The 21,862-nt window shown below is 71.9% G+C and carries 17 protein-coding genes; 5 read left to right on the top strand and 12 right to left on the bottom strand.

Going from position 1 to position 21,862, the window contains the following annotated elements:
* Positions 1–88: 88 nt before the first annotated feature.
* From ACN27G_RS32330 to ACN27G_RS32315, 4 genes are all read right to left on the bottom strand, one after another.
* Positions 89–1,168, bottom strand: a complete 1,080-nt coding sequence (locus ACN27G_RS32330; protein WP_421496452.1) for an LLM class flavin-dependent oxidoreductase — start codon at positions 1,166–1,168, stop codon at positions 89–91.
* On the bottom strand, positions 1,158–1,550 hold the full coding sequence (locus ACN27G_RS32325) for an SCO5389 family protein (RefSeq protein ID WP_421496451.1): 393 nt from the start codon (positions 1,548–1,550) through the stop codon (positions 1,158–1,160). Before ACN27G_RS32325 ends, ACN27G_RS32330 begins: the two co-directional genes overlap by 11 nt.
* Positions 1,551–1,732: 182 nt before the next feature.
* On the bottom strand, positions 1,733–2,380 hold the full coding sequence (locus ACN27G_RS32320; protein ID WP_421496450.1) for a choice-of-anchor M domain-containing protein: 648 nt from the start codon (positions 2,378–2,380) through the stop codon (positions 1,733–1,735).
* Positions 2,381–2,417: 37 nt separating this feature from the next.
* Positions 2,418–3,071: a choice-of-anchor M domain-containing protein gene (locus tag ACN27G_RS32315; RefSeq protein ID WP_421496449.1), complete on the bottom strand. Its 654-nt coding sequence runs from the start codon at positions 3,069–3,071 to the stop codon at positions 2,418–2,420.
* A gap of 206 nt (positions 3,072–3,277) precedes the next feature.
* On the opposite strand from ACN27G_RS32315, the gene ACN27G_RS32310 reads away from it, so the two are divergent.
* Positions 3,278–4,747, top strand: a complete 1,470-nt coding sequence (locus ACN27G_RS32310; protein ID WP_421496448.1) for a choice-of-anchor M domain-containing protein — start codon at positions 3,278–3,280, stop codon at positions 4,745–4,747.
* Positions 4,748–4,914: 167 nt separating this feature from the next.
* Here the strand turns inward: ACN27G_RS32310 and ACN27G_RS32305 are convergent, their stop codons facing one another.
* The 7 genes from ACN27G_RS32305 to ACN27G_RS32275 all read right to left on the bottom strand — a co-directional run bounded on the left by ACN27G_RS32305 (position 4,915) and on the right by ACN27G_RS32275 (position 13,120).
* Positions 4,915–5,850 carry an anchored repeat-type ABC transporter permease subunit gene (locus tag ACN27G_RS32305; RefSeq protein WP_421496447.1) on the bottom strand — a complete coding sequence of 312 codons (936 nt, stop codon included), beginning with the start codon at positions 5,848–5,850 and terminating at the stop codon, positions 4,915–4,917.
* On the bottom strand, positions 5,850–6,563 hold the full coding sequence (locus ACN27G_RS32300; RefSeq protein WP_421497540.1) for an anchored repeat-type ABC transporter ATP-binding subunit: 714 nt from the start codon (positions 6,561–6,563) through the stop codon (positions 5,850–5,852). Before ACN27G_RS32300 ends, ACN27G_RS32305 begins: the two co-directional genes overlap by 1 nt.
* Positions 6,564–6,589: 26 nt before the next feature.
* Positions 6,590–7,639 (bottom strand): choice-of-anchor M domain-containing protein, encoded by a 1,050-nt coding sequence (locus ACN27G_RS32295; protein WP_421496446.1) that lies wholly within the window; start codon positions 7,637–7,639, stop codon positions 6,590–6,592.
* Positions 7,636–9,234, bottom strand: a complete 1,599-nt coding sequence (locus ACN27G_RS32290) for an anchored repeat ABC transporter, substrate-binding protein (protein ID WP_421496445.1) — start codon at positions 9,232–9,234, stop codon at positions 7,636–7,638. Before ACN27G_RS32290 ends, ACN27G_RS32295 begins: the two co-directional genes overlap by 4 nt.
* Before the next feature lie 5 nt (positions 9,235–9,239).
* The gene (locus ACN27G_RS32285) at positions 9,240–10,793 is read right to left on the bottom strand and encodes a TIGR03773 family transporter-associated surface protein (protein ID WP_421496444.1); all 1,554 of its coding nucleotides are present in this window, start codon (positions 10,791–10,793) and stop codon (positions 9,240–9,242) included.
* 102 nt (positions 10,794–10,895) lie between these two features.
* Positions 10,896–12,089: a WxL protein peptidoglycan domain-containing protein gene (locus ACN27G_RS32280; RefSeq protein WP_421496443.1), complete on the bottom strand. Its 1,194-nt coding sequence runs from the start codon at positions 12,087–12,089 to the stop codon at positions 10,896–10,898.
* A 263-nt stretch (positions 12,090–12,352) separates the two neighbouring features.
* The gene (locus tag ACN27G_RS32275) at positions 12,353–13,120 is read right to left on the bottom strand and encodes a GNAT family N-acetyltransferase (RefSeq protein ID WP_421496442.1); all 768 of its coding nucleotides are present in this window, start codon (positions 13,118–13,120) and stop codon (positions 12,353–12,355) included.
* Positions 13,121–13,505: 385 nt separating this feature from the next.
* On the opposite strand from ACN27G_RS32275, the gene ACN27G_RS32270 reads away from it, so the two are divergent.
* Positions 13,506–14,981 carry an alpha/beta hydrolase gene (locus ACN27G_RS32270; protein WP_421496441.1) on the top strand — a complete coding sequence of 492 codons (1,476 nt, stop codon included), beginning with the start codon at positions 13,506–13,508 and terminating at the stop codon, positions 14,979–14,981.
* A 99-nt stretch (positions 14,982–15,080) separates the two neighbouring features.
* Here the strand turns inward: ACN27G_RS32270 and ACN27G_RS32265 are convergent, their stop codons facing one another.
* Positions 15,081–16,442 (bottom strand): DUF1996 domain-containing protein, encoded by a 1,362-nt coding sequence (locus ACN27G_RS32265; RefSeq protein WP_421496440.1) that lies wholly within the window; start codon positions 16,440–16,442, stop codon positions 15,081–15,083.
* Positions 16,443–16,940: 498 nt separating this feature from the next.
* Between ACN27G_RS32265 and ACN27G_RS32260 the strand changes: the two genes are divergently transcribed.
* The 3 genes from ACN27G_RS32260 (at position 16,941) to ACN27G_RS32250 (ending at position 21,795) form a co-directional block, all read left to right on the top strand.
* A complete protein-coding gene (locus tag ACN27G_RS32260; RefSeq protein WP_421496439.1) occupies positions 16,941–18,674 on the top strand; it encodes a discoidin domain-containing protein in 1,734 nt (577 codons plus the stop codon).
* Positions 18,675–18,801: 127 nt separating this feature from the next.
* Positions 18,802–19,848, top strand: a complete 1,047-nt coding sequence (locus tag ACN27G_RS32255; RefSeq protein WP_421496438.1) for a LacI family DNA-binding transcriptional regulator — start codon at positions 18,802–18,804, stop codon at positions 19,846–19,848.
* Between the two features lie 477 nt (positions 19,849–20,325).
* Entirely contained in the window at positions 20,326–21,795 is a 1,470-nt protein-coding gene (locus ACN27G_RS32250; RefSeq protein WP_421496437.1) for an endo-1,4-beta-xylanase, read from the top strand.
* Positions 21,796–21,862 lie beyond the last annotated feature (67 nt).

Raw genomic sequence — 21,862 nt, 5'->3', positions numbered from 1 at the left:
CCCGAAAGTGGTACGCACGGCCGCGGAGTGGCGCGGCACCCGCCCCAGACCGCCCGGGTCTCAGCCGGGAACGGACGGACCCGGACCGTCAGCCGGGAACGGACGGACCCGGACCGTAGCCGGGGACGGCGAGGTGCGGCAGGACCTCCGTGCCGAGTCGCGCGATGTTCGCCAGTGTCCGGTCGGGGTGGCCGGCGGCCTCGACGGCGAGCATCAGCCGCCGGGCGCCGGTGGCGGCAAGGGTGCCGGTCAGCCGCGACACGCAGTGCTCGGGCGGGCCGACCGGGTGGATCGCGAGCAGGTGGTCGACGTAGGCGTCCAGGTCGCGGTGCGCGGGTGGACTGCCGTCGATGCGGACGTACTCCCGGGTGCGGGCGAGCCAGCCGGGCAGCGTGTCACGCAGTTCCTTCTCGGCTTCGGCGACGGTGTCGGCGACGTGCGCCAGGTGCGCGCTGACGTGCTCCGCCCCGGTCGCGTCCCGACCGTTGGCCGTGGCGGTCGCCACGTACCGGTCGAGGGTGGCCGCCTTGGCGGCGTCGTCGACCTGCATGCCGAGCAGCAGCGGAAGCCCTCGGGCCGCAGCGAGGTGCACGGTCGGCGGCGAGGTGGCGGCCAGCCACACCGGCAGCGGCCGGGCCGGCCGGGGCACCATGGCGACCTGCCGGAACCGGTGCGTCGGACCACTGCCGGCAACGGTCGGCCGCCCGGAGAGCGCGTCGAGGAGCAGGTCCAGCGATTCGGGAAAGCCGGTGGTGTAGCGGTCGAGTCCGGTGCCGAAGACCTCGAGGTCGACCCAGGGGCCGCCCCGGGCCACGCCGAGGTCCAACCGGCCGCCGGAGACGGCGTCGAGCAGCGCCGCCTCCTCGGCGAGGGCGACCGGATGCCGGTTGGGCAGGATCGCCGCCGCCGTGCCGACCCGGAGCCGGCTGGTCCGGCCGAGCAGGAAACCGGCGAGCGTCGTCGCCGACGGGCAGACGCCGTACGAGATGAAGTGGTGCTCGGCGAGCCAGACGCCGTCGAAGCCGGCCGCCTCGGCGGCGACGGCGTACTCCACGGCGTGCCCGAGGGTGGCCGCGTGGTCGGCACCGGGAAACTCACCGGCGAGCAGGAACAGGTCGACGCGCGGCCGGGTCGGCCGCGCGTCGACGGGCGGCGGGTCAGCAGTCACGCAGCTCGGGCGACTGGTTGAGCAGTTGGCCCCGGATCGAGACGAAGGCGCGGTAGCGTTCGCCGTCCACCGCGGACGGCGTGAACGCGGCGACCCGGTGGCAGTTCTGGAAGGCCAGCTTCACCCCGAAGTGGCGTTCCAGTGCTCCCCGGATCGCGTCGCTGGCCAGCGCCCGCAGCAGTTGGCCCCGCTCGGCCTCGCTCGGCGGAGGGACCGCGTGGTCGGCGAAGTCGCCGCCGTCGCGGCCGAGGTCGCCGGCGACCTCGCTGACGACCGCCCAGGCGTAGGGCAGCGAGTCGCGCACGCAGGCGACGAACTCGGCGTCGTCGACCGGGCCGGCCTCGGCCCGTTCCAGCAGTGCGGTGGGTACGTCGAGGGACATGCAGACTCCTTTGTGGTCGGAACCGCTTCCGTCACCATGAGTATCGATCAATGTACTGACCGCGACTCTAACCTTGCCTGACCGCAGTCGATCCGTCCAGCCCTCGCCCAGCCGTCGTCGGAGCACCGCGCCCCCGACCGGTCCGTTGCCGGCGGTCGGGGGCATGGTGGCCAGGCTGGCGTTCAGCCGACCTGGAACGTGTAGCTGACGGTGGGGCTGGCAACCCCGGTACCGCCCTGCGCGGTGGCCCGGAACGAGAGGGTGTAGGTGCCCGGCGCCGAGAACGCCCAGTTGCCGTGGGCGTGGGTGCCGGCGCCGATGTTGCCGGGCCAGACCGGAGTCGGGCAGCCGGCGGCGCTGTTGGAGTTGAGCCGGAAGGTCGGCGCGCCGAAGGCGTTGGTGGTGTAGATGGCGAACCGGCCGCCGGCCGGCACCGACGACACACCGACCAGTTCCATCCGCACCGGCCCCTGGGCCGCCGGCACGTCCTCGGTGTTCCAACCCGCCCAGATCAGACCGGCGTTCTCCGCCTGCGGGGCGACATAGACGGTGGATCCGGCGGCACCGAGGCAGTTCCAGGCGGATCCGCCCGGCACCGCGACGGCGGAGCTCGACGGCAGCCGCAGGGTGGTACCCGACGGCGACAGGTCGTCGTCGGCGGGGCCGTACGACCTGATGTCCAGGGTGAGGGCCCCGGCGACGTAGTCGACGTCGAGGACGTCGAGGTGGCCGGTCTCGATGGTGGCCGCGACCGCCGGGGTGGCGGTCAGGCCGACGACGGCGGCGGTCGCGGCCGCCACGAGGGCGAGCGTCTGGCGGACCAGTCTCATCGCTTCTCCAGTTCCGTTGCTCGACTCGGGTCCGGGCTCAGCTCTTGACCTTGAAGGTGAGCCACACCGGGTCGGAGGTGACAGGCTCCCCGGTCGCGGCGAGCCTGCCGGTCACGTCGACCTTGATCCGGTACGTGCCGGCCCGCTCGAACGCCCAGTTGACGTGCATGTGACCGCCGACCGGCCGGGTGACCACGTCGGGCAGGCCATCCTCGCTGTCGACCAGCACCTGCGGCGCGCCGACCGGGTCGGTGACGAAGAGGCTGAACCCGTCCGGGCCCTTCACCCGGGTGAATCGGATCCGGACGCTGTCGCCGACGAAGACGCCGGACTCCAGCTCCTCGGTGGCGAGGCCGGCCCAGAGCAGGTTCTCGTCCTGGACCTCGGGAAGAATGTGGACGGTCGTGCCCGGTGCGCCGAGGAACGCGTACGCCGGGTCGTCCGGCACGGTCACCGCCGCTCCCGGCTTGGCGACGAAGATCACGTCTGCCGGGTCGCGCTCCACGTCGGGGTCCACGGTCTCGTCGTGCACCGAGATCTCGAACTCGCCATCCTCGAAGGCCACGTCCACCGCGTCGACGTGTCCCTCGGACAGCCGGACGGCATCCGCCTGGGCGGGTACGGCCCAGGCCAGCAGCCCGGCGGTCATCGCCGCGGTGACCCCGGTCAACGCGGACATCCTGGCTCGCATGCAAATCCTCCTCACGCCGCCGGCACGGTGTCGGCGACTAGAGCAAACGGTAACCATTTTCAGTAGGCTGTCAACACCGGGCGGGCGACCAGCGGTCCGAGCCCTCCGGCATGCCCGATCACCCGCTCGACACCATCCCGACAGCCGTGTTAACTTCCCGGCGAATCTGAAACCCGTTTTCATTTACGAAAGAAGTTGGAGGAGGGATGACGACGAGAACTCCTGACCACAGACGTCTTGCCACCGCGGCCGGCGCCGCCGTCGTGTGCCTCGGCGGCCTGCTTCTGCCCGGCGCCGCACCGGCGCTCGCGCAGGAGAAGGTCGTGCTGTCCGCCGGGCACACCGACGCGGTCGACGTGCACCACGAGGACGGCCGGCTCGTGCTGAAGGTGCACGACGACACCGTGGAACCGTCGGTCACCCGCGATCCGGCGGACGTCACCTTCCAGGTCCTGCCGGAGGCCGCGGTCGAGGTGCCGGACCTGCCCGAGTACGCGTTCCTCGGGCCGGCCGGCTCGACGATCTGGCTGCTGCCCATGACCCAGGACCCGAACCTGCTCTGGCCCGGCTGGAACACCACCACGCTGCGCTCCGGCGTGTTCCAGGGCAACAAGGTCAGCCTGAGCCTGGTCGACGTGGCCGGGCCCGGCCGGGTGTCGGTCTTCATGACCGACCCGGTCGGCCAGCCCCTGGTCAAGTTCCGCAGCGACGACGGGCTGCCGGACGCGATCGACGTGCCGATCGGCACCCACGCCCACGCCAACTGGGTCTTCAGCGCCCTGGGCAGCTACACGCTGACCTTCCGGGCCGACGCCACCCTGGCCGACGGCACGCCGATCTCGACCGGCCCGGTGCCGTACCGCTTCGTGGTCGGTGACCTGCCGGGCCCCGACCCGGAAGTCGGGCTGTCCATCCAGGGCCTGCGACCGGCGTACGCCCCGGGCGCGGCGGTGACGTTGACCGCCGTCCAGGACCCCGTCACCGACCTGGACCGTTACCGCTGGTTCAGCAGGTGTCCGGGAGCGGCGGAGTTCGCCGAGATACCGAGCGAGGTGTCGGCGGCGTACTCGTTCACCGCCACCGCGCAGTTGGACGACTGTCGTTACCTGGTCCGCCTCTACCGCGACGGCGCGGAGGCACCGGTGGCCGAGAGCGCCCCGGTGACCCTGAACGTCGAGAACACCGGTGCACCGGCGGCCTCGCAGACGATCAAGGTGACCGTCGGGGCGCAGGGCACGTTGGTGGTCAGCGTCGACCCCGACGACCGTACGGTGAACCTGCCCCCGACCGTGCTCTCCCCCTCCGGCGACCGGTGGCAGAGCAGCGGCGACCTGCGTCCGGTCACCGTGACCGACACCCGGCCGGGTTCACCCGGCTGGAACGTCGCCGGGCAACTGAGTGACTTCACCGCCGGCCAGACCCGGGTCGGCGGAGAGTACCTCGGCTGGACACCCACCGTGCTGGCCCAGGCCGAGGGGCAGGGTGTCGCCGCCGGCCCGACCGTCGCCCCCGGCTTCACGACCGGAAACGGCCTGGCCGCGAGCAGTCTGCTCGGCACCGCACCGGCCGGCGACGGCCGGGGCACCGCCCGGCTCGGCGCCGGACTGCACCTGGAACTGCCGACCGACACCGCCGCCGGCCAGTACGTCGCGACGCTGACCCTGACCGCCATCTGAGGAACCGCCGGCATCCGAGGAAACCGCCTGCTCGGCAGCCGTGGTGCGCGTACCGCGGCTGCCGAGCTGCCGGCGGGTCGACCGTCGAGATCCAGCGAGGAGACTCGACGTCGGCCGCGGCCGCCGCGTCGCCGCGCATCGTCGATCGGGTCCGCCCCGTCGTCCGGCTACGGGACGGCCGGCGACGCCTTCCCGGCGCGGGCGATGTCGTCATGGTCCACGTCGGCGCCGCCGGCCGAGGGCGCCGCCGCGGGACGGCGCCGGCGGCGGGTCAGCAGACCGTGTCTCGGTGCGACGAGCCAGGCGGCGAGGAAGACGGCGGTGGCGACCAGCACGATCGTGCCGCCGACCGGGGTGTCGTAGCTCCACGAGAGATAGAGCCCGACCAGCGCGGAGGTGCCGCCGATCGCCGGGGCGAGCAGCATCATCACGCCGAGCCGGTCGGTGAGCAGCCGGGCGGCCGCCGCGGGGGTGATCAGCAGGGCCAGGACGAGGATGTTGCCGATGGTCTGCAGCGAGATCACCACGGCGAGGGTGACGAGGACGTAGAGGACGATGTCGAGCCAGAAGACCGACATGCCCATGGACCGGGCCATCTCCCGGTCCAGGCAGACGGCGACGAACTCCTTGTGCAGCGCGAAGACCAGGCCGAGGATGACCAGTCCGGTGCCGCCGACGAGGTAGAGGTCCCGGTCCGGGATGCCGGTGATCGAGCCGAAGAGGAACTGTTGCAGCGAGCCGGCGTACCCGGGCGCCTGCGAGATGATCACGATGCCGAGGGCGAAGGCGGCGACCAGGAAGACGCCGATCAGGGAGTCCTCCTTCAGCCGCCGGTTCTGCGCGAAGATCGCGATCAGCAGGGCGGTCGCCACCCCGGCGACGGCGCCGCCGAGGACCAGGCTGCCCTGCAGGACGAAGGCGACCGCGAGGCCGGGGAAGACCGCGTGCGCGACGGCGTCGCCGATGAAGGCCATCCCCCGGAGTACGACGTAGCAGCCGACGACGCCGCAGACGACGCTGGACATCACGGCGATGGCCAGCGCCTTCGGCAGGAAGGCGAGGTCTGGGTTGAGCAGGTCGGTGATGAAGTCGGTGATGGACACTAGGCCGCCCTCACGAGTTTCAGCAGCGGGGAGGTCTCGCCGACCCCGAAGGTGCGCATCCACGCCCGCACGTCCTGGAGGTCCTCGGGTCGCCCGTCGGCGATGACCGTGCCGTTGAGCAGGACCAGCCGGGTGCAGGACTCGATGGCGGCGACCAGGTCGTGGGTGGTCATCAGCACCGCCCGGCCCTCGGCGGCGAGGCCGGCGAAGAGGTCACCGAGGAGTTCCTGGGTCGGCATGTCGAGCCCGGTGAACGGCTCGTCGAGCAGCAGGATCCGCGGCGCCAGCGCGAGGGCCCTGGCCACCAGGACGCGTTGCCGCTGCCCGCCGGAGAGCTCGCCGACCGGGCGTCGGCGCAGGCCGGTGAGTCGCACCCGGTCGAGCGCGTCGCCGACGGCCCGCCAGTCGGCGACACCGGGGCGGCGGAGCAGACCGATCCGGCCGGTCCGGCCGGTCAGCACCGCCTGCTCGACGGAGATCGGAAAGTCCCAGGTGAACTCGTGGCGCTGCGGGACGTACCCGATCCCCGCGCGTCCGGGCCGGGACGGCTTCCCGTCCACCAGCACCCGGCCGGCCCTGGTGCGGACCAGCGCCAGGACGGCGCGGAGCAGGGTGGTCTTGCCGGCCCCGTTGGGCCCCAGCAGCCCTACCAGTTCCCCCGGTTCGAGGCGCAGTCGTACGCCGCGCAGGACCGGCCGGCCACCGAGGTCCACGTCCAGCTCGTCGATGTCGAGCACTCTCACGGCCGACCGTCCGACGGCCGTGCGGTACGGTCGCGTTCGGCCCGTCGCTTCGCGGCGGCGCCCCGGGTCAGGACCACGACCAGCGCGACCGCCATCAGGACGGCGATCCCGACCAGCATGGCGAGCAGCGGCGTGCCGGGGCCGCCGGACGGGTCGCCGCCCTCGGTTCGCCCGTCGCCTGCCGGTGGCCGGCCGGCGGGTCCCGGGGTGTCCGCCGTGGCCGCGAAGGCCACGTCGACGCCGGTCGCGTCGCCGACCGCGAAGCGCAGCGTACGGCTCGCGGAGACCTGCTCGCCGCTGATCAGGTCGGCGGAGACCTGGATCGTCACCAGGTAGACGCCGGGTGCGCTGAAGACCCAGTTGGCGTGGGTGTGGGTGTTGACCTCGACCCAGATCGGCCGGGCCGCCGACTCCGCGGAGCGCCACAGCACCTGCGGCGCGGCGAAGTTGCCGGCCTGGAGAAAGGTGGTGAGTGTGCCCGGGCCGCGCACGCCGAGCAGCTGCAGCGTGACACCCCGGTCGATCGTCCGCATCACCCGGGGGTCCTGGGTGTTCCAGCCGAGCCAGACCACCTGCTGGTTCTGGACCTGCGGCACCACGTGCACCTCCGCTCCGGCGTCGACCCCGAGAAAGGCGTACGCCGGGTCGTCGGGCACGGCCTGCAACGCCGCGTCGGAGACCCGCAGCACGGTCTCGTCGGGGCTGCGCCACACCGGCTGTGCCCGGGTGCCGTCGTGGATCAGCAGAGTCCACTCGTCGTCGACGTAGCGGGGGCCGATGTCCACGTGTCCGGTGCCGAGCGTCGCCCGACCGCTCGCGAGGGGCTGGTCGGCCGCGATCGACTGGTCGAGACCGGGGGTCGGCTCCTCGGCCAGTGCGGGGGCCGGCACCGCCACCAGCGCCACCAGTACCGCGGCGCGGCGCAGAATCGCCCCGGCCCCGCGGGCGCTCCGCCCATCGTCCGGCCTCCGCCCGGCACGGCTGCGCCGCGGACCGGCCCAGCGGCGCGATCGCGCTCGTCCTGCCGTCACTGCTTCCTCCCTCATCGTGTCCTGGCCAGGCAGTCGTGCAGTGATTCGGCGTTGAACCGCATCATCTGCAGGTAGGTGGTGACGTCGTCGTCGAAGGTGTCGCCGTAGATCCGGCAGATCCGCAGCCCCTCCTCCCGGGCCACCTCGGTCAGCGTGGTGGAGCGGGCCGCCAGGTTCGGTTCGAGAAAGACGGCGGGGATGTCGAGGTTGCGGATCGTCTCGGTGAGCCGGCGCCGGTCGGCCAGGCTCGGCTCGGTGGCCGGGTTCGGGGTGACGAATCCCGAGATCTCGATCCCGTACGCCTGACCGAGATAGCCGAAGGCATCGTGGGTGGTGACCAGGTGGCGCCGCGAGGGCGGGATCCGGGCGATCGTGTTCCGGACGAAGCCGTCGAGTCGTTCGAGCTCGCCGACGTAGGTCACGGCGTTGGCGCGGTACTCCGCCGCACCCTCCGGGTCCACCCCGATCAGCGTGTCCCGGATCAGCTCCACGTAGGAGATGGCGTTGCGGACGTTCTGCCACAGGTGCGGGTCGATCTCGCCGTGCACGTGCCTGCCGAGCACCGCCTGCGGAAGCTGGTGGACCTGGGTGCCGGGCCGGCCGAGAAACCGGAACCGGCGGTCGCCGGGCACCTCCCGCAGCGCCCTGTTCGGCACCTCGATCACCGTGCTGGCCGGCTCGTACGCCCGCTGCTGCACCTCGTGGGTCTGCTCCGGGCGAGGTTCCGGGTCGACGAGCAGGTACAGCCGCCCCTGGTCGAGGTCGACGGTGATGTCCGCGTGCCCGGCGTCCAGCACCGCCGCACCCGCCATCCCCGGCACCGAGTGCGGGTCCACCCCGACCGCGAAGGTGAAGACCTGCTCGCCCATCGGCACCGGCGCGGAGTCCGGAGTGACCGCGAGCTGTGCCCGCATGGTCAACCGGTAGACGCCCGGCTCGGTGAAGGCCCAGCTCATGTGGGTGTGCGCGTCCGGCGGCAGGGTCGCGGTGTCGTCCCGGTAGCCGTTGCCCGGGTCGAAGCCGTCGGTGGAGTCGACGTAGAACGACGGATCGCCGAACGACCCGGTCAGGTAGGCGACCAGCCCACCCGGCCCCTCCACCGCGGTGGCGCGCAGCAGCACGTCGGAGGAACGGTTGGCGCCGTGCGCCTCGCCGGTGCCGCGGACCCGCATGCCGAGCCAGATGGTGTCCAGCGAGACGTCCTCGACCAGCGGGATGATCTCCGCCGCGTACTTCACCGCACCCTCCGCCAGCGAGACGTTCGGTACGCCGTCGCGCAGGTTCGCGTCCAGCGCCTTGACGACGGCCTGCTCCTCCAGCAGCAGGTAGTTACTGAACGCGACATCGGCGTAGACGACGTTGCGGACGTCCCGCAGCGACGGCTCGTAACTGTGCGGGTCGGCCCCGTCCGGCACCAGGGCGCTGACCCGTACCCGGTCCCCGCCGACCTGGCTGGCCAGGTCGCGCAGGATGCCGGTGGTGGCGACGACCTGGAGCCGCTCGTCGTGCGCGCTCAGCGTCACCTCCGACCGGCAACCGGCGGTCAGCACCCCGACCAGCAGCGGCAGCACCAGCAGCCGCGTCCCGCGGCCGGCAGCAGGCGTGCGCACCCTTCCTACCGTTCCATCCTCGTCCGGCCGCCGGAATCACCACGACGTCGCGCGGCGAACCGCAGCAGCACGCCGGACAGCACCAGAAGCAGACCTCCGGAGACCGCCGCGGGAAGCCAGGAGGTGCCGGTACGCGGCAGCCTGCCGTCGCCACCGGAACCGTCCCCCGAACCGTCGCCGGAGCCACCGCCGCCGAAGCCCGGACCCGGATCGGTGTCGTCGCCCACCGCTATCGCCAGGGTCCTGGTGTCGGTGACCGCCCTGCCGTCCGTGGTGGTGCCGCTCATCTGCACCCGCAGCCGGTACAGGCCCGGCTCGCTGAACGCCCAGTTGCCGTGCGCGTGCGCGTTGGGCGGGATCGCGAGCCGCTGCGGCAGCGCCTTCGCCGAGTCGAAGAGCACCTCGGCGTTGCCGAACGATCCGGTGAGGAAGAGCGTGAACCGCCCCGGGCCGTCGACTCCGACGAGAGTCCAGGTCACATCCCCCCTGGTCCCGGAGACCACCGACTCGTGCTGGGTGTTCCACCCCGGCCAGACGATGCCGGACCGCTGCGCCTGCGGCAGCAGCCAGACCTCGTCGCCCTCCTCGCCCAGGAAGTCCGCCCCGGCCGGGACCTTCGTCTTCGCGTTGTCCCTGACCTGAAGAACCACATCGGCCAGGTGCCGCCACACCGCCGGGGTGACCGTGTCGTCCTTGATCCGGATCGTCCAGTCCCCACCCGCCAACTGCGGCCCCATGTCGACGTGCCCGTCGGAGATCACCTTGCGCTCGTTGGCGGCCGGAGCGACGTTCGCCACCGACCGTGGCGTCGACGGCGTCGGCACCGGCGCGGCCGGAAGCGCCCTGGCCCGGGTCTGCGGCAACGGCCCGCCGGGCCCGGCCGGAGCCGCCGCGGCGGGCGGCGGCGCCGGTCCCGGCCGCAGGTAGGGAACGCTGACCTGGTATGTCGCCTCGGCGGTCACCGTCTCGCCCGTCGTCAACGTCGCCGACGAGCCGAGGGTCAGCCGGTAGTCTCCGGCCGCGTCGAACGCCCAGACCACCGGAGTACGGGTCGCGACCGGCAGGGATACCTCGCCGGCGCCCGCGCCGAGCAACTGCCGGGCCGTGCCCAGCCTGGACACGGTGTAGGCGGTGAACCGGCCCGGTCCCTCCACCGCCGCCAGCGACATCGTGACCACGTCGCCCCGGACCACACCCCGTCGCACGCCCGTGGTGTCGAAGGCGGCCGGAGCCTCGTTTCCGGAGGTCAGCGACCAGACCGCCCGGCCGGGCGCGCCGAGGAACGCAAACGCCGGATTGTCCGGCACCCGTACCGCCACGCCGCCCTCCGGGCCCAGCCGCACGTCGCCCGGGTCGTGCCCGACCGCTTGCCGGGCCACCTGGGCAGCGTCGCGGACGCGCATCGAAAGGTCACCGTCGACGACGGAGACGGAGACCAGATCCGCCCCCGCCGTGTCGACACCGGCCGGCGCGGCGCCCACCGGTGCGGCAACGCCGGGCAGCCCCAGTACGGTCAGGGCGAACCCGGCCGCGGAGACGCGCACGTGTGCTCTTCTCATCATCCTCCCTGCCCTGCTCCACTGGTGTCTGTCGATATCGCGGGCGGCCTGCCGGCACGCCGCGCCCTGAGAGGGCGACGTACCTGTGCCGCACCCGGGGGGTCACGGATCGCCGCCCTGGTGCGCTGCGGGCATCTCGGGCGCGCCTTCCGGCGTACGCCTGTCCGGCTGTGACTTCCTGCCTCCCGGGTCGCTCGACCGTTCGCCCGGCGCGGCGGCTTCGGCGCGGCCCTGCTCACGTGCGGCGGCAACGGCCTGCTCCAGGCGCCGGGCAGCACGGCGGCGCCTGCGGCGGCGGGCCGCCAGGAGGACGCACGCCGCGCCGCCGACGAGGGCGACGAGCAGCAGTTGGGTCCACGGCACGGCCCAGACGGTGGTCGCCTGGGACGCCACCGCCGGCGCCGGTCGGAGCACCTGACCGTCGACGGCCGCCGGGACGACGGCGGTGGTCGCCGTGAGCCGGAACAGCGGCGCCACTCCGGGGAGGCGGACGGTGGTCCGGATCGCGTCACCGGGCAGGATCTCCGGCAGCACCGCGCCGGACGCGTCGCGACCGCCCAGGCCGAAGAGCCCGGCGGCCTCCAGCGTCGGTTGGCCGGCGAGCCGGACGTTTCCGGTGTTCCGGACGGTGGCCGTGGCGACGATCTCGCCACCGGCGAACGGATTGCGAGAGGCGTGGTGGCGTACCCGAAGGTCTTCCAGGGCCAGCGCAGGCGAGAGTCCGCCGGTGACGCGCAGGTAGATCCGCGCCCCGACCCGGTGGTCGACCGCGACCTGGCTGCCCTGGCCGTCGGTGCCGGTGGCAGCGAGCGAGGCCACGATGCCACCGGCGTGGTCGCCCGGGGTGGCGTTGTCGGGCACCGTCAGGGTGAACGGCACGTCCATCCGGGACGTGGCCGGGATGGTCAGCGTCGCGGCGGTGAGCCGCACCCAGGAACCCACGTCGACCGGCCGCTCTGCCCCGGGCAGCAGGTCGAAGCCGCCCTGCGGTGTGGTGACCGCGTCGCTGGCGTAGAGACGCAGGGTGAGCGGCCGCACGGAGTGGTTGGTCACCGCCACGTGGTCCGTCACCACGGCACCGGGATCGAGCTTGTACGCGAACATCGCCCGCCCGTTCGGTCCGGTCGGACCCGACGGCGTCACCCCCCACGTCACCGGCGCGGGCCGGGCGGGCGCGCTGCCGGTCGGCGTCGGCACCGGGGCCGGCCCGGCAGCGGCGGCGGCCGGGACAGCACCGAGGACGGCGATGCCGACCGCGACGGCGACGGCGGTGGCGGTGGCGGTGGAGAGGCGCATGGTGCGTGACGGATCCGTTCGGGTAGGGGTGCACCGGCGCGGGACCACCTGACGTTCGGGGACAGTTGGCGCCGGTCGGCTCCTGGTACCGCAAGACTATAACGGCAACCGTTTTCGTTTCCATCGCCGACCCCGTCGGGTCGCGCCTCGGATGCACGTCACGACCGCCCGGGACCCGGTCGCCGGTTCCTGAGTCGCGGTACGCCAGCGCGGCGCTCCGAGGTGCCCGGCCGCCACCCGCCCCGCAGCGGGTCCGGTTCCGGTCAGCCCGTGTCGTGCAGGCTGAGGCGGTAGCCGCGCAGACCGTCCCCGTCCCGCGTGCGCCGGTGCGGACCGGCCTCCCAGCCCAGGCGTTCGTAGAAGCTGGCTGCCCCGGCGGGCCCGGTCGGGGTGACCAGCTCGGCCGTCCCGGCCCCGGCACGACGGGCGTCCTCGACGAATCGGGCCACCAACGCCTCGCCGATCCCGCTTCCACGCCACTCCGGGTGAACTGCCAACGCGATCATCACCGCCACCCGGGCAGCCGGAGCCGACGGCCGTGCCGGCGTGCCCGCCGCGCGCCGACGACGCAGCTGGCGTACCCACGGCCAGGCCCGCGAGCGCAACAGCCGGGTGGCTACCCGGGGCCGGCACATCAGTGCCCCGACCCCGGCGAGCGTGAGAGAGGCCACGGCCCGCCGGTCGGTCAACAGGGCCGTCATGTGCGCGGCCTGGTCAGTGGTACCCAACAGAAATCCGACAATGCCGTCCGCCGGTGCGGTCGTGTCGACAACGACGTAACCGACCCCGTAGCGGGAGTCGAGAAAGGTCCGCTGCCAGCGGCGGACGAATCGCGCGCCGAGCAACGGGAAGAGTCCGATCGGCAGGAGATCCACATGGCTGCGGGCCGTGACTCGAAGGTCGTCGTGCGTCGCCGGCCGTACGACGAGCGGGGCGAGCCGCGCAGAGGCTCCGGCGCCCCGGTTCTCCGGCAACGGCGTCGAGTTCCGGGTGTCGGGCCCGCTCGCCCTCCGGCGGCCGGGACGCGTCATCGCGACGAGCCCGGGGCGAGCCGGCCCGGTTCCTGCCGGCACAGCCCGTGACCAGGCGCGGGTGGGCGCGAAGCGGCAACCACACCCACGACCTTAGCGAGCGCCGGCGGGCGTGGCGGGCGTTCGCACGACGAGCAACCGGCCGCCCGCACCGGTGGCCGGCACCATCGCCGAGGCCCCTCGACCCACCGACCCGCGTGGGCACGGAGGGCGGTCCGTCGGCAGCCTCCCGTCCCGACCGGCCCTCAGTGACACCACGTCACATCGTTGTGGTGACACGGCGCCACTGACCGACGACCGCGGCAGCTGCTGTCATTGCGGAGTGTCAGGGCCGGTCACCGGATTCGAACGGCTCAACACCACCGACGGTGAGAGGAGACCGAACATGTATCGACGGCGTGGCGCCGCCCTGGTGGCGGTGCTCGGCCTGCTCGGCGCCATGGTTGCGGCGATGCCGGCCGCTGCCGGGAAGTCCGCGGCCCGGTTGACCTGGGCCGCGTGCCCCGAGGACGTCGTGGTGACGCCGCCGCTGCAGGTGCGGTGCGCACGCGTGCCGGTTCCGCTGGACTACCGCGACCCCGACGGCACCCAGATCGAGATCATGGTGTCGCGGATCGCCAGCACGAAACCGGAGAAGCGGCGCGGCGTGCTGATCTTCAACCCGGGCGGGCCGGGCGGCACCGGGCTGGACCAACCGGCATTCATGATCAACAAGGGGTTGCCCGCAAGTGTCATGGATGCCTATGACCTGATCGGCATGGACACCCGGGGCGTCGGACACTCGTCGTCGGTGAGCTGCGGCTTCACCGCCACGGACGCCTACTGGGCCAACGTCCCGCCGTACGCGGTCGACGACGCCGCCGTGCTCAGGCAGGCCGGGATCGTGGAGGAGGTCGCCGCCCGCTGCGCCGAGAACGACAAGGACGGGCGGCTGCGGCACCTGTCGACGGCGAACATGGCCCGCGACCTGGACCGGATCCGGGCGGCGCTCGGCGAGGAGAAGGCCAGTTTCTACGGGGCGTCCTACGGATCGGCGCTGGGCGCGGCGTACGCCTCCATGTTCCCGGAGAGCACCGAACGAATCGTGCTCGACAGCAACCTCGACGACACCCACCTCGACCGCGACGGTCTGCGCCGGTTCGCGCTCGGCTTCGCGCAGACCTTCCCCGACTTCGCGGCGTGGGCGGCCGCCCGGCACGACGCGTACGGCCTGGGCCGGACTCCGGAGCAGGTGCGCAGGACCTACTTCGCCATCGCCGAGCGGCTCGACAGGACGCCGGCGCCCGACGGGACCGACGGCGCCGTCTTCCGGTTCGGCACCTTCTTCGGGCTCTACGGCCAGACGCAGTACGGGAACACGGCGCGGCTCTGGCAGTCGTACCTGGACCCCGGCAGCGCGCCGCGGGCCACGGCGGCGGCAACTCCGCACCCGGCCGACAACGCCCTGACGGTGTTCCTCGCCGTCACCTGCAACGACGTCGACTGGCCCGAGGACCTGGCGACCTACCGGCGCGCCGTCGCCGTGGACCGCAAGCGGTACCCGATGTTCGGCGCGGCCACCGCCAACGTCATTCCCTGCGCCTACTGGAGGTACGAGCCCGCCGAACCGCCGGTCGAGATCGTCGACGACGGACCGGCAAACGTGCTGATCCTGCAGAACCGGCACGACCCGGTCACCCCGTTGGCGAACGCGAAACTGCTGCACGAGAAGTTCGAGAAGCGCTCCCGGCTGGTGACCGTCGACGGGAGCGGGCACGGCGTCTACGTCCTGGGCGGCAACGCCTGCGCGTTGAACATCACCACGTCCTACCTGGTCGACGGCAGGATGCCGACCAGAGACACGACCTGCCGCCAGGACTGACCATGCCGAGGGCGCGGAGCAGTTGTTCCGCGCCCTCGGCGTCGGGCTGCCGGCCCGGGAGGACGGGCAGCCGGGATCAGCTCGACGTCATCTGCGGCCTCAGAAGTCACCGTTCGTGTTGCACTTGGCCCGCTGCACCAGGCAGTTCTTCACCCGCTCTCCCAGCGCCCGGTTGTCCCAGGCGAAGAACGCGTCGCCGTGCATGGACGAGGCCATTCCGGACGCCAGCCGGAAGCCGGCCGCGGACCCGCTGGTCGGGTAGGCGATGAGGAACGACAGGTTGGGGATGGCCACCGGGTGTTCGCCCCGGCAGGTGCCGTCGTAGCTGTATGCGACGTGTGCCTTGTGCGTCGGGCTGTCCAGGTGCTCGCCGTCCCAGCAGTCCTGGAACACCAGGTGGAACATGAGGGTCGCGGTGGGCGCGCAGACCGGCCAGTTGCCGTCGGCGCTGCGCCCGACCTCGCCGCCGGGCCCGGCGCAGTAGAACGCGTTCACCGAGCCGGCCGGGGTGGGTGACTGCAGCCGGGCGTCGCCGGCGATCATCCGGAAGCCCTGCGGGAACGGCACGGTCGGCGCCGGGTCCGTGAGCCGGGAGCCGTAGTAGACCACCACGTCCTTCGGCTCGATCGCACGGTCGTTCTCGTAGAGCGTGGGGATCCAGTACGCGGAGAGGTCGGGTGCCGGCCGGCAACTGGTCCCGGCGTTGGCCAGCAGCGTACCCGTGGTGGTGTGCGCGTCGGTGCCGTGGTTGCCGAGGAAGCTGTGCATGTGCGACGCGCCCGGCAGGCCCGGGAAGATGATCGGGTCGTCCGGACCGGAGTGGCTGTAGGCGCAGGTGGCGTTGAACTCCGGCACCCGTACGGCGTTGGCCGGCACGGGCCGCGGTGTCAGGGCGCGGAATTCGGCCAGCTGTGCGTTCCACGCGGCCTGGTCGACGGGCACCCAACCCACCTCCGTGGTGGGCGGCGCGCCGTCGCCGAACGAGAACCAGTTGATGTTGACGAAGTCGCCGCCGGTGGTGTTGCGCAGCACCGCGAACACCGTCTGCCTGCCGGTCGGATGGGTCGCGGCGGTGGTGGTCAGCGTGGTCCAGGACTGCCAGCCGCCGGTCGCCGCGATGGTGAACTGGGCGAGCAGCGGTCCTGCCGTCGAGCCGGTGCGCAGTTCCACCCGGCCGGTGCCGACCGCGGAGGCGACCCGCGCCGACACGGTCAGGGTGCCGGCCCCGCCCAGCTCGACGCCGTCGTACCGCATCCAGTCGCCCTCGGCGAGGTAGGAGACGTTCTGCCCGCCGCCGGCATCGGCGGTGGGCTCGACACGGGCGCCGGACTGCGCGGCGTAGGACTCCGCCTGGACGGTGACGGTGGCGGCCTCGGCGGAGCCGGCGGTCAGCACGACGCCGGTGGCGGCGGCGGTGAGTACGGCGGCGAGCAGGATTCGGATGCGGGGGGACGGATACACGGGATCCTCCGGCGGTGGGGGACGAGGGCTCCCGGAGTATCGACGCTCAGGAAGCGCTTTCTCAAGATCTGCGCTTGCCGACACTCGCCATGTGCGGAAACGTGCGCTGATTCCGGAGAAGCGCTTCCCCGCACCCACCCTCCAGCACCTCTCGGTCGGCCCGCACGTCGCACCCACCGGACCCGCGCCTCGCCCCCACGCGATGGCCTCGTCGACCGTCGGCGTTCGTGCCCACCCGACCGGTCGGGGGCCCGAGCCGTGACGCAACGTTTCGGGCCCGTCGGCGCTAAGTCCTTAACATGCGGTTCACCTGCGGGAGCCATGGCCGTGCAGTGGCCGCACACGCGAGGAAGCGCTCCCCAAGTACGCGACCAGGCATTGACAGCCATGGGTCAGCGGGTCAGAGTGAGCGTGCCGAAAGAGCGCTCTCTCACACCGCGTAACAGCGCCGACACATCCCCGTCCCGTTTCTCGATCCTCGCAAGGAGGAGGCGTCCGATGACATCCTCTGTGTTCCGACGAGGCCGGCCGCGCGTTGCCGTCCTCGGCGCCGGGCTGGCCGGCCTGCTCGGCGCGTATCTCGTCGTCACCACCACGACCGCCAGCGCCGCCGAGGTGGTGGTCTCGCAGGGCCGTCCGGCCACCGCCTCGTCCACCGAGGTGCCCGGCGCCTACCTGCCGTCCGAGGCGGTGGACGGCAACACCGGCACGCGCTGGGCCAGCGCGTACTCCGCCTCCCAGTGGTTCCAGGTCGATCTGGGCACGGCCACCGCGGTGAGCCGGATCGCGATCAACTGGGAGGCCGCGTACGCCCGCGCCTTCACCATCCAGTTCTCTTCCAACGGCAGCAGCTACACCCAGGCGTACGCGACCACGACCGGCACCGGCGGCCAGCAGAGCATCCCGGTCACCGGCACCGCCCGGTACGTCCGGATCAACATGACCCAGCGGGCGCTGGAGATCTACGGCTACTCGTTCTGGGAGTTCCAGGTCTTCTCCGGCGGCGGCACGCCGCCCACCGACCCGCCGCCGACGGACCCGCCGCCCACCGGAGGCACCCGGCTGCTCTCCTACAACAAGCCGGCCCAGGCCTCGTCCTGGCAGAACGACGTCAACTGCAACCCGTGCAGTCCGGACAAGGCGTTCGACCACGACCCGGCCAGCCGCTGGGCGACCAGTTCGACCACCGGTTGGGTGGACCCGGGCTGGATCTCGGTGGACCTGGGCGCCACGGCACAGATCAGTCAGGTGGTGCTGCAGTGGGATCCGGCGTACGCGACCGCATACCAGATCCAGGTCTCCAGCAACGGCAGCAGCTGGAGTTCGATCTTCTCCACCACCAGCGGTGACGGGCTCAAGGACGTCATCAACGCCACCGGCACCGGACGCTACGTCCGGATGTACGGCACCGCCCGCGGCGGCCCGTACGGCTACTCGCTGTGGGAGTTCAGCATCTACGGCACCGGCGGCGCCCCGGTGGCCCCGCCCGCCGAACCCGCCGACCCGACCTTCCCGGCCACCCGGCTGGTCTTCGAGGACAACTTCAACGGCCCGGCGGGGAGCAGGCCGGACGCGGCGAAGTGGACGATGGACCCGGGCGTGCCGCAGAACGGCGAGATCCAGTACTACACGCCGAACAGCGAGAACGCGTCGATGAACGGCCAGGGCAGCCTGGTGATCGAGGCCCGGCGGCAGGACTACCAGGGCCGGCAGTACACCTCGCACCGGATGAACACGAGCAACAAGTTCCACGTGCAGTACGGCCGGATCGAGGCCCGGGTGAAGGTGCCGAAGGGCAACGGCCTGTGGCCGGCGTTCTGGATGATGGGCGAGGACTTCCTCACCGGGCGGCCGTGGCCGTACAACGGCGAGATCGACATCATGGAGGTGCTCGGCCGCAACACCAGCGAGGCGTACTCCACGCTGCACGCACCGGCCTACAACGGTGCCGGCGGGTACGGCCAGAAGTACGCCACCGTGGACCTGTCGCAGGACTTCCACGTCTGGGCCGCCGAGTGGGACAGCAGGGGCATCCGGTTCTTCCTGGACGGCCGGCAGGTCTTCAACGCCAGCAAGGAGACCGCGGAGAACACGCGCGGCCCGTGGATCTTCGACCACAAGTTCTACCTGATCCTCAACCTGGCCGTCGGCGGCGACTTCCCCGGCCCCATCGACGCCACCACGCCGTTCCCGTCGCAGATGCTTGTCGACTACGTCCGCGTCTACCAGTGACCTGACCACAGGCTCGGCAGAGCAGTGCCGGGGCGGGGACCATCCCCGCCCCGGCCTCCTTCCCACCCTCCGGAGAGCGGGGAAGCGCTCTCTGAGCCACTCGACCCGGTGCTATATAACAGACGCCATGACGACGCGGCCCGCACGCGGCGGGCGGAACCCGACGATGGACCAGGTCGCCGAGGCGGCCGGGGTGTCGCGGGCGACCGTGTCCCGCGTGATCAACGGCGCGCCGACGGTGGACGCGAAGATCCGCGAGATGGTGCAGCGCGCGATAGCCGCGACCGGGTACGTCCCGAACCTGGCCGCCCGTACCCTCGTCACCCGCCGCACCAACTCGGTGGCCCTGGTCATCTCCGAGCCCGACCGCCCGGACGACTCGTCGTTTCTCAACCGCGTCTTCACCGATCCCTACTTCGGCCGGATCACCGCCGGGGCGACCGGCGCGCTGCGGCTGCACGACATCCATCTGGTGATCATTCCGACCGACTCCAGCGACCACCACCACGTGATCCGCTACCTGCGCCAGGGTCACGTGGACGGCGTCCTGCTGATCAGCAGCCATGAACGGGACCCGCTGCCCCGGCAGGTGCACGACCTGGGCATCCCGGCGGTGCTGTCGGCACGTCCGGCGCAGCCCATCCCGATCAGCCACGCCGACGTGGATCAGCGGCTGGGCGCTCGGCTGGCCGCCGAGCACCTGCTCGGGCGGGGCTGCCGGCGGCTCGCCACGATCAGCGGCCCGCTGGACATCCCGGCCGGGCTGGACCGGCTGGACGGCTTCCGGTCGTACCTGGCCAACCGCGGCTTCGCCGACGTGCCCTCGGTGGAGGGCGACTTCACCCGGGCCGGCGGCGAAGAGTGCGCTCACCGGCTGCTGGCCCAACATCCCGACGTGGACGGCCTCTTCGTGGCCAGCGACCTGATGTCCGAGGGCGCGCTGCGTGCGGTGCAGGACCTGGGCCGCCGGGTACCGGACGAGGTCGCCGTGGTCGGCTTCGACGACAGCAGTGCCGCGCTGGACTGCCGGCCGCTGCTGACCACCGTCCGGCAGCCGCTCGAAGAGATGGCCGCCGAGATGGCCGAGCTGCTGATGGCCGACATCGCGTCGCCCGGCCGCCTGCCCCGTTCGGTCACCTTCCAGCCAACCCTGGTGGTACGCGACTCGGCCTGACCCCGGGGTCGCGACGGAATGCCGCGAGCCCGGACAGCATCTCCCTGAGCGGCAGTTTCTCCCTGGGGGCGGCCGCTTCTCAGGGGCGGTCGGCGAGCCACCCCGGATCGCGAGTACGGAGATGCCACCGCTGATGGTCATCGGCCACTGGCCACCCATCGCGCGCCGGTTGACACCCACGAATGTTTCGGTATCCGTGGCATCGACGACAGGCACGATCGGACGTTGTCCTCTTACCCGAATCCACCGATCCGGCCCCGAATTTCTGCTACCTGCGCAAACATCCATTCGCCGACTCCTCGACCACACCAATGATTTCCGGAATATTTCCGGAAGTTGTTGACAGCGTGACCGGCCGATGCCGATACTGACCTTTCAAGGCATGCATGAGCATCGATTACTGGCGTCAGGTGTCGAGGAGGTCCCGTGAACAGCAGCCTGAGGCAGCGCAAGAAAGTTACTAGGGTGGCTCTGCCGATGGCGATGCTGTTGCTGGTGGGCAGCGCCGTGACGGTCCAGGCCATCGACCCGGCCGCCGCGGCCGAGACCACGCTGCGGGCCGCGGCCGCCAAGGCCGGGCTGTTCTTCGGCGTCGCCGCCTCACCGGGCCGACTCTCCTCGATCGTCGGTCAGGAGTTCAACCAACTGACTCCCGAGAACGACATGAAGCCGGCCACGATCGCCACGTCGAGCGGTGGACTGCAGAACACCGGAAGCGCGGACACCCTGGTCAACTACGCCCAGACCAACAACATGCTGGTCCGCGGGCACACGCTGGTGTGGCACTCGCAGGCCGGTGCGCTGCAGGGTGCCAGCCAGGGGACGCTGAACACCTTCATCGGCAACGCCATCAACCGCTGGGGCAGCAGGATCGCGTACTGGGACGTCGTCAACGAGGCGCTGGACGACAACAACACCGGCCGGCGCCGTACCCAGTGGCCGCACAGCCTGAGCCGGGACGCGAACGGCGACGGTGACTACTTCGACGCCGGCGACACCGACGTCATCCGGGACTCGTTCATCCGGGCCAAACAGGTCGTGCAGGCCGGCGGGCTGAGCACCAAGCTCTGCATCAACGACTACGACGTCGATGGCCTGACCGTCTCCGGCGGCACCCCGAACCGCAAGGCCAACGCGCTGTACGACATCGTCCGCACCTACCGGCAGTACATCGACTGCGTCGGGTTCCAGGCGCACTTCAACGACAACCCCAACAGCATCATCACCAACGACCTACAGGCCAACATCCAGCGCTTCGCCGACCTCGGCGTCGAGGTGCACCTCACCGAACTGGACATCGACGACGACCTGAGCAACAACGACATCGGCGCGGGCCAGGCGGAGAACTACCGAAAGGTCGTCCGGGCCTGCCTGAACGTCGCGAGGTGCACCGGCATCACCGTCTGGGGCATCGCCGACAGCGAGTCGTGGCGATCCTCGGAGCGGGGCCTGCTGTTCACCGGCGGCGGCGGAAACTACCAGAAGAAGGCCGCCTACCACGCGGTCCTCGACGAGCTGAACAAGGGGCGCGACGTCTCCACCGACCCGACCTCGCCGGGCACCCCGACGGCGACGCCGTCCGTCCCGCCGACCACGCCGCCGGTGACGCCGTCCGTCCCGCCGACCACGCCACCGAACCCGACCACGCCGCCGGCCACCGGCTGCTCGGCCACGGTCTCGCTGAACTCCTGGACCGGCGGCTTCGTCGCCACCGTGCGGGTCACCGCCGGCGCCGCGCCGATCAACGGATGGAGCGTCCAACTCACCCTGCCGTCCGGGGCCGCGGTGACCAATGCCTGGAACGCCAACCGCAGCGGTAGCAGCGGCACCGTGCGGTTCAGCAACGTCAGCTACAACGGCCGGGTGAACGCCGGCCAGTCCACCGAGTTCGGCTTCCAGGGCACCGGGGCGGCCACCGGCCTGACCCCGGTCTGCACCGCCTCCTGAGCACCGGCTGCCCTGGACGGGCGGGCCGAGCCCGTCCAGGACAGCCGGCACGGGGGCCGCTGGTGCC

This window comes from Plantactinospora sp. WMMB334 (genome assembly GCF_049179095.1).
Lineage (GTDB): Bacteria > Actinomycetota > Actinomycetes > Mycobacteriales > Micromonosporaceae > Plantactinospora.
The sequence above is the reverse complement of the archived record's forward strand: the minus strand, read 5'-3'. Positions and strand labels throughout refer to the sequence as shown.

Bases quoted from the DNA above. Each gene is read 5' to 3' on its own strand.
- ACN27G_RS32270 (WP_421496441.1), top strand. From the start codon at position 13,506: ATGTATCGACGGCGTGGCGCCGCCCTGGTGGCGGTGCTCGGCCTGCTC.
- ACN27G_RS32295 (WP_421496446.1), bottom strand. From the start codon at position 7,639: ATGAGGGAGGAAGCAGTGACGGCAGGACGAGCGCGATCGCGCCGCTGG.
- ACN27G_RS32315 (WP_421496449.1), bottom strand. From the start codon at position 3,071: ATGCGAGCCAGGATGTCCGCGTTGACCGGGGTCACCGCGGCGATGACC.
- ACN27G_RS32280 (WP_421496443.1), bottom strand. From the start codon at position 12,089: ATGCGCCTCTCCACCGCCACCGCCACCGCCGTCGCCGTCGCGGTCGGC.
- ACN27G_RS32320 (WP_421496450.1), bottom strand. From the start codon at position 2,380: ATGAGACTGGTCCGCCAGACGCTCGCCCTCGTGGCGGCCGCGACCGCC.
- ACN27G_RS32285 (WP_421496444.1), bottom strand. From the start codon at position 10,793: ATGAGAAGAGCACACGTGCGCGTCTCCGCGGCCGGGTTCGCCCTGACC.
- ACN27G_RS32325 (WP_421496451.1), bottom strand. From the start codon at position 1,550: ATGTCCCTCGACGTACCCACCGCACTGCTGGAACGGGCCGAGGCCGGC.
- ACN27G_RS32250 (WP_421496437.1), top strand. From the start codon at position 20,326: ATGGCGATGCTGTTGCTGGTGGGCAGCGCCGTGACGGTCCAGGCCATC.
- ACN27G_RS32275 (WP_421496442.1), bottom strand. From the start codon at position 13,120: ATGACGCGTCCCGGCCGCCGGAGGGCGAGCGGGCCCGACACCCGGAAC.
- ACN27G_RS32310 (WP_421496448.1), top strand. From the start codon at position 3,278: ATGACGACGAGAACTCCTGACCACAGACGTCTTGCCACCGCGGCCGGC.
- ACN27G_RS32255 (WP_421496438.1), top strand. From the start codon at position 18,802: ATGACGACGCGGCCCGCACGCGGCGGGCGGAACCCGACGATGGACCAG.
- ACN27G_RS32260 (WP_421496439.1), top strand. From the start codon at position 16,941: ATGACATCCTCTGTGTTCCGACGAGGCCGGCCGCGCGTTGCCGTCCTC.